Here is a 13,145-nt window from a genome sequence, read left to right as displayed (position 1 = left end):
TAAAGTAGTCCATTTTTCTGAGTGGTGAGTTTGCCCTTTTTTTATGCTAAGCGAGCGCTCCGGGAATATGCTGAGCTTTCCGTGGGGCCGGCTTCAGCTAACTAAAAAGAAAAACACTTTTTAGTGGATCTTCAGCTCGTCCTGTTCCCACAGGAGTCTCCGCATATTCCCTCCGCTGGGTAGTAGTTCAACAGTGATTATCACTGCAAGGATGAAGCGTTCTAAGTACATAGTTAGTATGAGAAACCAACCGTCAGCAGTTTTTCGGCAACCACGCTACAGAATAGGTTCTTCACCGATAAGAATAATAGCGACCAAATCGTTCCCCAAAAAGGGATGTGATTTTTTTATATGCAGTATGATAGTGCCTTGAGCCCTTCATCTTAGCAATTATTTGAATGTAGTACTACTACCCAGCGGACACTGCAATTACTCACCCCACCGAAACCCATTTGTTTCAGGCGCCTGCACTTGCATATCCTATGCATCGAAGCGCAGTGTGAAGACCCCGCAGGAAGCGAGTTTGGCTGACGAGGAGGCTGAACCAAATGTCTCGCGGTATAGAAAACACGATGAGAGCGCTCTATGCTCGAATCACTTGTTGACTTATGCCCTGTGGGTAAAAGCGGAACCTATTTCCGCAGCGCCTATCAGTACTCTGATTCGTTCAGGATCCAACCATTCCCAATCTAATTTTAAGAAGAGCTACTGCTACACTTCTGAAGAAAGCGTCTTGATCCCTTTCTCTACTTCTGGTTCATCTCCATTTATGGCCTTCTTTTCCATAAAATGATTCTTTATATCCTCTAAAACAGGGGCTGAATTAATTGTCAGGAACCAGGCAACAAGACTTGCTATAAACAAGATAATAAAATCGGAAATGAAAAACATACCAACAAGCGTCAAAAAACCAATCGCCATATTTCCTGTAGTGACCTTTATCTTGGTAAACATATAATAAATAGCTAAACGATATACATCTCGAACCCTAAAATGAAAATGTGCCGTAATCATTAAGGCATACAAGGAAAAGATGGATAATAACACTAATAAGACAAGAAACAATCCATTCATTGCCTGATTAAATACCGTGTACTCCTGCTGAAAATATTGAATATCTATGATAAAAAGAAAAAATACGATTAAAATAGGAAGCCACACCTTGCTTACATCCACAAAATTTCGTCTATAGACCTTCATAAATGTTTTAATCAACGACTTATCCGTTTGATCAGGAGACAAGGAAAGGAGATAAAAGGTGGTACTGCAAGCCGCCCCAGTCGGAATCAGTGACAAAAAATAAAATAAAGCGTTTGAAATACTAGGTATGAACACCATGAAAGCAAGTACAGCTATGATATTACTAACAATAAATAGAAAATTAAGTGTTATAAGCCAAAAAGCATATCGTGAAAATGAATAAAAACCGCCGAAATGCTGTGAGTTACCGTTCATTATCTTCACTCCTCTGCTAAAAATTAGCTAGCGGAGTACAAAATAAACGTCCTCCGCTAGTAATTGTTTACTTACTGTCTTGATACACTTGATTCGCAAGATCTACATAGCCTTGCATGTTTTGGGATTCTAATTGTTCGACATAAGCATCCCACTCTTCCATGCTTCTGTCTCCCACTATAAACCTTAATGTGTTTTGTTCTACGGTATCCTTTAAAGGTGTGCTCAATAAGGACGACTGCTCCAATTGTGTTGCGTCATATGGAATCGGCGGGTCAGGAAGAACTAATTCTTTCGTGTCTACCATCTGATTTTGAAACTCCACCTCTTCTTCCGTAAACATGGAATGCAATAATTCCGTTGGACCTCCATAAGCCCAGTTTCCTTGTGAGAAACCATAGTCAATCTGGAGATCTTCCTCTCCGTCAGGGTTCATTCCTCTAAAGGTGATATGGTCAGCTAATTGGTAGTCGCCAGCATCATCCTTAGAATATGTCTCACCCTCTACACCCCACTTAGCAAATTCAGAACCTTCATCACTATATAACAGCCAATCGATAAATTGTAAAATTGCTTCAAAATTTGGATCATCCGCCATTTGAGCAGAGAACATAATACCATTCTCTAGTTTCGATCCAGCCATTAACTGGCCAGCTGGCCCACCAGGTACCATGATTTTCTTAATTGAATAATTGTCTTCTCCTAAGGTTTCATTCATAGTCGTACGGTATTGTTCCAACGTTTGTGCATTCGTATTAATGACAAAAGACTCGCCGCTCGTAAATTTTTCAATCGCTGGTTCATCCTCTTGTGTGACACTCTCCGGGTCTAATAAGTCTTGTTCTATTAATCCACTAAAGTATTCCACTAATTGACGATATTCCTCCGTCGCAGGCGCAAAAATAAACTCATCGGTATCTTCCTGATAGCTAAGCATAGAACCTAATCCCCAGCCTGCCATGGTATCAAAACCGCTAGCAGCAATATTTAAGGTACTGTTGAACTGAAAACGATCATTGAAAGGATAAATATCTGGGTAGGCTTCCTTCATCGCTACCAGCATCTCCTCCACTTCTTCCCAGGTAGTTGGTTCCTCCAAGTTCAGTTCTTCCAGTATGTCTGTTCTAACGGCTAAACTATAATCCGGCCATACATTTTCATGAACACCTGGTAACACATAATACTTCCCATCTTGTTGTCGCAAATTCTCTAAGAAAGGATCAATCTCCCATTCTGCTACTCTCTTCTGATAGTTTGGCATTAATTCCACATAGTCGCTAATCGGCAGGATCGCTCCAGAAGCCACAAATTGCGTTTCTTCACCTGGATATGTCTTGGGAATAACATACGGCGCATCCCCACTGCTGATAAGCAGGCTCCTTTTTTCCGTATAATCACTCATTGGCACACTGGTAATATCAAGTGTTACGTTTGCTTTCTCTTCTAATGCCTCAAAAAATAACCAATCGTCTTCTAAAGGATAATTCGGATGATCGCTAAACAAAGTAGATATGGTCAGTGGCTCTGTCGCTTGAAATGAATCCCCTGCTTCAAAGTCTTCCATCGCTGCTCCTTCTCCAGAAGTTACTTCATCGGCAGGATCCGCGTTCTCACCAGATGAATCCGAATCATTACAAGCTGCTAACATGATGGCAAATAAAGCGATAATTAACCAACTACCTAACCTCTTCATGCTTTTTTCCATAATTTTAACCCCTCCTGATTTTTTGTACATTGATTTCTTTGCATTTCGACAAGTGTCTTTTATTTCACCTCCTCTAGCGTCTTTAGCCCTTAACGGAACCTAACATAACACCAGAAACAAAGTATTTTTGGATATAAGGATAAACCATTAATATCGGCAAAACGGTTAATACCATGGTGACGGATTTAATATTAGACGATATTTGCACCATATTATCAGCACTGGTTGCTCCAGCCCCTACAGCCGTCTCGGCCCCTTTGATCATATTCCTCAAATAAATAGATACAGGGAATAAATCCTTTTCTGTGAAGAAAATAAAGGCAGGGAACCATGAATTCCAATGTGCTACTGCATAAAACAACATCATGGTTGCCAAGATTGGTTTGGATAGAGGCAGCACAATTCTAAATAGAATGCCAAAGGTGCTGGAACCATCCATAATAGCCGCTTCCTCTAGTTCTTCCGGTATATTTTGAAAGAAAGTACGCATAATCAACATATTAAACACACTTATCGCATTCGGAATAACAATCGCCCACATACTGTTGCCAAATCCAAGCGAGGTTACCAGGATATAATTAGGAATCAACCCTCCATTAAAAAACATGGTGAAGACAAAAAACAGGGTTAGAAATCTTCTTCCTTTTAAACGTTTTTTGGATAATGGATACGCAATCATTGTGGACAGCACTAAAGAAATGACTGTGCCGACCACCGTATATATCACTGTGTTTTTATAATTGGTCCAAAACATGTTATCCGACATAATCACCTTATATGTTTCCGTGTTAAACCCTCTTGGCCATAAACTCACTTGCCCGGAGTTAATATAAGATTCTGAACTAAATGACTGAGCCACAATGTTGAAAAATGGAAATAATGTTACAAATACGATGAATATCAAGATACTTATGTTAAAATACTTAAAAACCTTATATTGCCATGTCTCTTTCATCCCTTTTCCTCCTCACCATTGATCCCTTTATTACCACAAGCTATTGTCGGTAATTCGTTTGGAAACATAATTAGCCCCCAATACTAGTATTAATCCAATGATCGATTCAAATAACCCAATAGCCGCACCATAACTAAAGCTGCCTGATTGCAAACCTACACGATATACATAGGTCGCTATAACGTCTGCCGTTTCATAGGTCAATGGATTATAGAGTAATAAGACCTTTTCAAAGCCAATTTGAAGGAAATTACCAATATTCAGTATTAACAGTACAACAATGGTGGGTAGAATACCTGGTATGGTGATATGAATCGTTTGTTTCCAGCGATTCGCACCGTCAATTCTAGCTGCCTCATATAACTCATCATTGATGCCAGTCAAAGCTGCTAAGTAGAGAATAGCTCCCCATCCAAGCGACTGCCATAAATCTACACTGACAAAAACCGTTCGAAACCATTCGGGAAGCTGCATAAAGCTTATTCTTTCGAAACCTAGGTTAGCGATCAATGCATTTAACGGACCACTTAGTGATAATACTTCAAAGACCATACCTGCAACCACCACAACTGAGAAGAAATGAGGCAAGTAAGACGCTGTTTGCACAAAACGTTTAAACAATTGATTCTTTAATTCATTTAATAATAAGGCAAAAATAATCGGTGCTGGAAAAGTAATCACCAGTAGCAAGAATGCCAAAATAAATGTATTAGCAAAGACTTTATAAAACACAGGGTCATTTAAGAACATTTGAAAATATTGAAGTCCGACCCAATTTTCACCAATGATGCTTCCACCAGGGACAAACCTTCGAAAGGCAATAATATTACCGAACATCGGGCCATACTTAAAAATAATTAAGTAGATGATGGGTAATGTGATCAAAGAATATAATTGCCAATCCCTTTTCAAAACAGATCTAATGTTTTTGTATCTTGGCGCGGACATAGCCGCAACGCCATTTTCTGAATGGTTCACACGATTCATTCTGGTCCCTCCCGTTCAACATTTTCACACTAGTAATACTAGTATACTAATGTAATGAAAAAAATAATCTGTAGGACAAGTCTATGCTCCAAACAGCCATTCAACATCCTTACAATATTTCACTTGCTTTTCCATCTGATACAAACGCTTTCATTTTTTCTTTAGCTTAGTTTACCTAATCAACAAACTTAGTAAAATCATTTATTGATAAAAGGATAGTTGCTGCTTGCGATATTCTTTGGGCGATAACGATTCTTTCAACTTAAAATAGCGACTAAAATGGGCAGGATTCTCAAAACCACTTTCATAGGCGATCTGTTTAATCGTCTTATCCCCGTCATTCTCTAATAAATACTTGGCATGCTTTAAGCGGCAGATCATCACGTATTCCATGACGGTAAATCCCGTAATCTCCTTAAACACATGCGAAACATAGGATTTATTAAGACTCAACTTGTTAGCGAGCAAACCGATGGTTATTGGCTCATGGAAATGGGTTTGCACATAGTTTATGATTCTCTCGACATGATTTGTTTTTCCTCTGCTTTTTAACGGAGGGGAAATCTTTTCCATCAATCCATTCACGTTCACTAGCAGCTGTCCGATTAATAATTTCATTTCCCAGATCCTATTCTTAGCATCCGGTTCTTCCGATCTGTTTAATTCATGGATTTTTTTCAATATCTCTTCCACTCTATGCAATCCTATGTCATCACCAGTTCGGATTAAGTAATGGCTGCGTGAGCCAAATGCCTCTAACACTTCTTTAGCCTGAATCGTATCTAGCATGTCTTTAACCAACTCAGGTGAAAAATGCAAATGACTTCTTACATACTCACACCCAGAAGGTACATTTGCTTTATGCAGGGTTAAACCATTCATTAATAAAATATCCCCGGGAGCTAACTCATAACATTCATAATGAATGGCATACCGGCACTTACCATGATGGAACATATATATTTCAAAGGCATCATGGGAGTGCATATGTTGCTGGTCAGGTTTGGAAGAAGTTCTATACTCCACTGAAAATAATTCTTTCATCTACCTTCACCACCTAGTTTTATTATATTTTATAAGTTTGGAACTTTAAATAACTAGGACTGCTTATTTTGGTTAATTTATATTCTGAAAGTGTTTTTTTGAACAGATAACAGGGGAATCCTGTTATTTAACGAAACTTATTTGACTAAATCAAAATGAGGTTTCAGACGATGGAATCAAGAACCTTACTATTTTTACAATGGAAAACGAATAAAGTCGTTTTCCATTGTTATTTCAGATAAATCACCCCTTTACCGAACCAGCAGCGATTCCTTCGACAATACGATCACTTAAAATAAGAAAAGCAATCAAAATAGGGATAATACTAATAATCAGTGTAGCACCGATTGCACCCCAGTCGGTTAAATATTGACCAATGAAATTTTGGATGCCAACGGTTAACGTTTTATATTGATCCGAACTGATAAACGTATTAACGAAGACAAACTCGTTCCAATTATAAATCATATTAATTATGGCCGTTGTTGCCAATACAGGAGTGGTCATCGGCAAGGTAATTTGGAAAAATATTCGATGAACTGAACAGCCATCCACTACAGCCGCTTCCTCTACCTCACGCGGCAATGTATAATAAAAGCCTAGTAAAATCATAATGGTCAATGGCAGATTAAATGCCGTATACGATAATATAATAGCCAAAGGGTGATCAATGAGGTTGAGTTGTAAAAAGAAATCAAACAAAGGAATTAAGGCTGAATGGATGGGAACCATTAAACCAACCATAATTAAGCCTAACACCAGTTTGCTTAACTTCCACTTCATTCGCGTAATAGCAAAGGTTACAAAGCTTGCCAATAGAACCGTTAGGGCCACCGAAACAATAGTGATCCACACACTATTAAAAAAATATAAATCAATGTTTCCATCCGTCCACACTCTCGCATAATTATCCCAGCGCCATTCTTGGGGCAGAGCAAATGGCGAGAGGCCGAATACTTCTGCATTACTTTTCAATGAAAAGAAGAATAACCAAATTAACGGATAGATTTGAAAAATGGCAACTGTGATTAATGCGATATAAAGACTAATGATTCCGAACTTTACCCGGATCGTCCGTTTTTCTTTGCCAGCTTGCTGCTTCATGTTCTTCATCCTCTCCTGCTTAATATTGCACTTCTTCTTTGGAGGCTGTTAATTTTCTTGTCAACCATGTCACGACAAGTGTTATCAGCAATAAAAAGAAAGCTATCGCACTTCCATAACCAAATTCATAACTTCCAAAGGCTTTCTTATACATATAAGAAGCGATAACCTCACTTGCACCATTTGGTCCACCACCAGTCATCACATAAATCAGATCAAAGTATTTTAATGAACCAACGATAGCTAGGACGACAGTTACTTTAATAACTCCAGCTATTAGAGGGACTTTGATTTTATAGGCGATCTGTACAGGATTAGCTCCATCGATTTTGGCTGCTTCGATCAATGAATCTGGGATACCTTTTAAAGCTGCATAATAAATAATGATATAGAAACCGGCATATTGCCATAATATAGCCACAAAAATGGCATATAGCACATAATTGGGATCTGCCAGCCATGCGGGTGGACTCTCTATTCCTAGTCCCATTAACAAACTATTTAACATCCCATTATTAGGATCATAGATTTTAATCCACAGCTGGGCAATCGCTACAGACGATAATAGCATAGGAATTAAATATATCTTCCGAAAAAGATTGGAACCTCTGATTTTATCTGCCAACACAAGGGATACAATCAAATATCCAATCAGACTCAGCGTGGAAAACAGGGCTAATAAGAAAGAATGTCTTGCACTTTCCCAAAACTTTGGATCCTGAACGAGCTGCACATAATTATCCAAACCAAGAAACGTCATTGGTCCTACACCATTCCACTCCATCAGTCCATAATAACCGGTGAGTAACATCGGACCATAAACGATGACGAAAATAAGTATTAAAGCTGGCAATGTATATAATGAAATAATCCATTTATTGGACATGACCTTATCCATTTTGTATGTCTCCCTTTTATAATGAGTTATGTAACGAACAAAAATTTCTTACATCAACGTTGCTGTTGTTTGAAAGCTTCTGAAATAGTTTCTTTATAGCTTTAGAAATACCTTGCAAATTCCGCCCGATCCTTTCCTTTATACGATCGAAACTAGATAAGTCTATCGATAAGACGGCTTATGTAAAGTAGCCCACTTTTCTGAGTGGTGAGTTTGATCGTTTTATCTGTGCGAAGCAAGCGCTGCGGGAATATGCTGCGCTTTCCGTGGGGCCGGCTTCAGCTAACTAAAAAGAAGAGCACTTTTTAGTGGATCTTCAGCTCGACCTAGTCCCACAGGAGTCTCCGCATATTTCCTCCGCTAGAAAATGGTTCGACAATGGTTATCACTGCAAGGATGAAGGGTTCTAAGTACATAGATAGTATGGTAATAAAAAAGAAACAAACTGTCAGCCGCTTATTCCGCATCGTGATGGATCCATGCTACAAAATAGTTCTTCCATCTATAAGAATAATAACAGCTAAATCGTTCCGCAAAAGAGTCTCAGGTTTGTTTGTGCCTGGAGCTCTTCATCTTCATGTTAGCAGTCTATTCGATTGTTGTACTACTACCATCGAAGGAAATAGGTGTAGACTCCTGTAGAAAGCCTTAGAATAGCGCAATGTGAAGACCCCGCAGGAAGCGGTCTTTGCTGACGAGCAGGCTAAGATCACGACGACAATCGCCACGCCTGCACTTGCATGTCCTATGCATCGAAGCGCAACCTATTTCCGCAGCGTCTATTAGCACGGACAAACACTCTACTTTACTATATGGAATAGTTGCGCTACTTTACATCATCCCTCTTATCGACACCTCGGTTCGATCAAGGTCAAAATCGTTCCACTTCCTATAATATTAAGAATGTGATTTCTTATCTTATTAGAAAAGGACATATTCGATGGCATGAAAATATGCCCTTTTTCTATTGAATCTATGCTTTATTCTTCCGCAGCCAAGGCTTCTTCTTGCTGCTGGGTAAACTCTTCTGGTGTCACCACCCCACCAAACAGCGCTTGAATCATATCCAAATGTACTTCAGCCACACCAGGACTCATTTGCACATCAGCATAAAGCGTTAAATTGGAGGCTTCATTTAAGTCATTTAAGATATCAATATACATTTGTGGTAATTCAATTCCATCGGTATCTACTTTGGTAGCAGGTATTACACCAGCGTCTGTAACAGATTTTTCGCCCCATTTTTCAACAAAAAAGGCTACAAAATCTTTTGCTTCATCTTTCACATCCGAATTTTCTGCTACAAACAGACCGACACCAGGACCACCAACATAACTGTTTGTGTCTCCTTCTCCACCTTCTACGGTTGGAAACTTCATATATTCTACGGCGTCTCTAAGCTCCTGTGGGTTATCCTCATTCGTTGTCCATTCCGGTAAATCCCACGTTGCCATTAGATACATTGCTGCTTGTTCATTAATAAAATATCCCTTCGCTTCATCATTACCTAATCCATTAAAACCATTAATAAAAGCGCCCATGTCTACCAATTCTTTCACTTCTTCTGCTGCTTGAACCAACGCTTCGTCTCCAAAACTGCCACTACGATCAATCGCACTATTTAACACCTCTGGACCACCAATTCGATCTGCTAGGTACATATACCACATCGAACCTGTCCAGCGATCTTTATTCCCTAATGCAATCGGTGTAATACCCTGATCAATTAACGTTTGAATAGCTCCCTTTAGTTCCTCAAACGTAGTGGGAACTTCAATGCCATTCTCATCAAAAATTCGTTGATTATAATAGATAGGTGTGATGTTCAACTCAAGTGGTAAGCTGTAAGTGGCCCCATCTATCTCATACGCTTCTGCCGTCCCAGCAACAAAGGAATCATTCAAAGGCCCATCTAACAAATCGTCTAACTCAGCAAATTTATCACCGCTTACATAAGGCTCCAGAAATCCAGCTGGCCATGCCATACCTACATCTGGTAATTCATTGGAAGTAGATAATACCTTTAATTTCTCTTTATATTGCTCATTTCCTAATATTTCTACATCTACGGTCACATCTGGATTCTCACTCTCAAATTCATCAATAATACCATTTACAATTTCATAATGCTGCTTGGAACTTCCTTCCGGCCACAAATGCATAAACTCAATCGTCTTCTGTTCTGAATCGCTTTCATTACTGCCATTAGCTGCGTTGTCCGAATCAATATTCCCTCCACAAGCAGCGAGTACAAATAAACATATAACGGATAATAAATACAAAGCCTTTCTTTTTATTCCTTTCATGGTAAACCCCCTAAATGGTTAGTAGTATGTTCACTCATAAGTCTAGCACCATAGGCTTTTCTACGTAAGGTAACAATGATTGGGTAAAATACCACACATTTTAGGAATCGCTTTCATTCTGTTTGCGATAAACATGAGGAGTTACATTTTCGTATTGTTTAAACAGCTTAATAAAGTATTTCGACGTCTGATACCCTATCTGCTCCGCGATTTCTGTATTCGTTAAATCGGTCAATAACAATAATTTTTTGGCCTCCTGTATCCTTCTCCGCGTGACATACTCGCTAAATGTCATATTGATCTCTTCTTTAAACAATCCACTTAAATAACTGGCATTTAAATGTACCTCTTGCGCCACTTTTTTCAATGTTAGTTCCTCGCTGTAATGCACTTCAATATAATCCAGTGCCTCTTTCACAGCTCGATTATATTGATTATCTTTTCTTGTTTCCATCCATTTTTTGTCGACAATTCGTTCTGTTACCCCTGATTGTTCCCTTTCTTCTTCTATAAAGGCTGCCTTATGGATGGCTTCCATAAGCTTGTCTTTCGATATCGGTTTGAGCAAGTAGTTAACCACCCCAAACTGTAACGCTTGATGAGCATAATCAAATTCAGAATAAGCCGATATAATAATGACGACGGGTTCCTGCGTTTTCTCTCTTAATTGTTGCAATAGCTCTAATCCAGAGATTTCCGGCATTCTGATATCGGTAATCAAAATGTGTACCTTCTGCTCGCTCATGAGATTGATTGCTTCTTGTGCATTGGCTGCGGTTATTACCTCAAACGAATCAATGGCTGCTTTTTCCACCGTTTTCTTGATGCCATTTCTACTTCTGGGCTCGTCATCAACCACTAGAATTACTTTTCGTGCCATGTATCATTCGCTCCTTTTCGTGGAATGTCAAAGCTTACTATGGTACCTTTGTTTTCTTGACTGTGTATATGAAGCTTATTTTCCTTTTCTCCATAAAATAACTCCAGACGCTTTTGTACATTCTGAAGTGCCATGCCTAATCCTTTCTGCTTGTTAACATCCCCGTCTATCAGTCGTCGAACATATGCCAGCTGCTGATCATCCATTCCTGGGCCATTATCGATCACTTTGATCCGAAGGCTATCGCGTTGTTCCACTTCCTCTATCCAAATCGTCACGTTACAATCACTCACCATGTTACCAGCGCCATGCAGAATCGCATTTTCAACCATCGGCTGTAGCATTAGTTTCGGGATTCTCACCTGTAAAGAAGCGGCATCCACCTTTTTCTCCCATCTCAAACGCTCGCCAAACCGCATTTTCATAATTTGCATATATTGATCAATATGATCTAATTCCACTTTAATCGTCACCCATTCATCTTGATTCTCTCTTGTAATCGTATAACGGAATAAGTGTGACATCGCTAATACAACATCGGCCAAATCTTCTTCCTCTCGCTCATCCAGCGACCAATATAAAGCATCTAATGTATTAAATAGAAAATGGGGATGAATTTGAGCTTGTAAGGCCTTCAGCTCGGTGCGATTCTTCATGATCTCTTTTTCGTAAACCATTTGCACCAAATAATTGGTTTCGGCAGCTAATTGATTGTAGGTTTGATTCAATTCATTAATTTCATTGGTGGAAGGTGTTTCTGGATTCGGTGCCATTACTCCTTTTCCTGCCTCACGCATGGTTTGTGTCAGCCTCGTAATCGGACGTGTGATGAACGTAGACAAGAAGAAAGAAGCAATAAAGAAAATGATGAGTCCTATAATTCCAGCAAAAATAATACCAGCTTGAACACTAGACATCCCATCCGTTAATTGACCAACTGGTGTTAAAAGATAAACGGTCCATCCTGTATCTTGCGAAGTATGCTGAACCAGCATAAATTCCTCACCAGCAAAAGATAGTGATTCCGACTCCGCTCCCAATACTCGATCTACTGAATATGGAAAATCCGAGGTGACTATCTGATTATGCTCATCTACGATGATGGCATAATCACCAGATGCTTTTTCATTATGCGTCTCATTTAATTGAAAATAATTACGATTAACCCTTGCGATACTATAGCCAGCATGCTTGAAATTATCATCCATTAAATTGATTCTTTTGCCTACCAAAAAATAATTGGCATCTAAAGGATCTTCTCCCATCCAGACAAGTTGTCCCATCGCTTCATCAGCTTTATCAATCCATTGCGGCTCTACTCTCTCCATTAAATGAGTCGAATCAATTGGAATCACACGTCGATAATCCTCCCCATAAATTTCAACAGAGTATATGCCATCTGCATTTGCCTGAATAAAATTAATCGTACTCATCAATGATTGTCTTTCATTAAAGGTAGCCTGGATGCCATTCGATTCACGATATAAAATAGACTGGAGTTCTTCATTGGTGATGACTTGTCTGGTCACCGTGTTTACCTGCTCCATTAATGAATCATATCTTCCGCTGGACTCGATCGCTGTCTGTCTAATCTGCTCTTCGGCATTGTCCTGCAACAAATCAGCGACTAGCACGTAAGTGATAGCGCTTACGACAATAAGAATAATAAACATAACCATTAGATATACAACCAGCAATTGATTGCGTAATGTATTCCATTTTTTTAATAGATTCAATATATATCACCTCTATTACCCTCTTTGTTTAATCAATAACTTAAGTTATGGTCCTATTATACTATGAAAAAAACC

10 protein-coding genes are annotated in these 13,145 nt (G+C 39.1%); all 10 read right to left on the bottom strand.

The genetic code is table 11. The annotated features are described in order from the left end of the window. Positions 1-711: 711 nt before the first annotated feature. Positions 712-1,455, bottom strand: a complete 744-nt coding sequence (locus tag E0E32_RS03840; protein ID WP_130859027.1) for a YesL family protein — start codon at positions 1,453-1,455, stop codon at positions 712-714. A 67-nt stretch (positions 1,456-1,522) separates the two neighbouring features. After that, the gene (locus E0E32_RS03835) at positions 1,523-3,160 is read right to left on the bottom strand and encodes an ABC transporter substrate-binding protein (RefSeq protein ID WP_130859026.1); all 1,638 of its coding nucleotides are present in this window, start codon (positions 3,158-3,160) and stop codon (positions 1,523-1,525) included. Between the two features lie 82 nt (positions 3,161-3,242). Next, the gene (locus E0E32_RS03830; protein ID WP_066195920.1) at positions 3,243-4,115 is read right to left on the bottom strand and encodes a carbohydrate ABC transporter permease; all 873 of its coding nucleotides are present in this window, start codon (positions 4,113-4,115) and stop codon (positions 3,243-3,245) included. Between the two features lie 30 nt (positions 4,116-4,145). After that, positions 4,146-5,102 carry an ABC transporter permease gene (locus E0E32_RS03825; RefSeq protein WP_130859025.1) on the bottom strand — a complete coding sequence of 319 codons (957 nt, stop codon included), beginning with the start codon at positions 5,100-5,102 and terminating at the stop codon, positions 4,146-4,148. A 201-nt stretch (positions 5,103-5,303) separates the two neighbouring features. Beyond that, positions 5,304-6,146, bottom strand: a complete 843-nt coding sequence (locus tag E0E32_RS03820) for an AraC family transcriptional regulator (protein WP_066195914.1) — start codon at positions 6,144-6,146, stop codon at positions 5,304-5,306. Between the two features lie 243 nt (positions 6,147-6,389). Beyond that, positions 6,390-7,259, bottom strand: a complete 870-nt coding sequence (locus tag E0E32_RS03815) for a carbohydrate ABC transporter permease (protein ID WP_066195912.1) — start codon at positions 7,257-7,259, stop codon at positions 6,390-6,392. 10 nt (positions 7,260-7,269) lie between these two features. Further along, positions 7,270-8,148, bottom strand: a complete 879-nt coding sequence (locus E0E32_RS03810; RefSeq protein WP_130859024.1) for a carbohydrate ABC transporter permease — start codon at positions 8,146-8,148, stop codon at positions 7,270-7,272. Positions 8,149-9,128: 980 nt separating this feature from the next. Continuing rightward, complete coding sequence (locus E0E32_RS03805) at positions 9,129-10,454, bottom strand: extracellular solute-binding protein (RefSeq protein WP_130859023.1); 1,326 nt, start codon at positions 10,452-10,454, stop codon at positions 9,129-9,131. A 100-nt stretch (positions 10,455-10,554) separates the two neighbouring features. Continuing rightward, positions 10,555-11,334 carry a response regulator transcription factor gene (locus E0E32_RS03800; protein WP_130859022.1) on the bottom strand — a complete coding sequence of 260 codons (780 nt, stop codon included), beginning with the start codon at positions 11,332-11,334 and terminating at the stop codon, positions 10,555-10,557. Next, the gene (locus E0E32_RS03795; RefSeq protein WP_286171697.1) at positions 11,319-13,070 is read right to left on the bottom strand and encodes a sensor histidine kinase; all 1,752 of its coding nucleotides are present in this window, start codon (positions 13,068-13,070) and stop codon (positions 11,319-11,321) included. Before E0E32_RS03795 ends, E0E32_RS03800 begins: the two co-directional genes overlap by 16 nt. Positions 13,071-13,145 lie beyond the last annotated feature (75 nt).

The organism is Gracilibacillus phocaeensis (assembly GCF_900626275.1).
Classification (GTDB): Bacteria; Bacillota; Bacilli; order Bacillales; family Amphibacillaceae; genus Gracilibacillus; species Gracilibacillus timonensis.
Note: the sequence above shows the minus strand (reverse complement) of the source record. Positions and strands in the feature narration are given on the sequence as shown.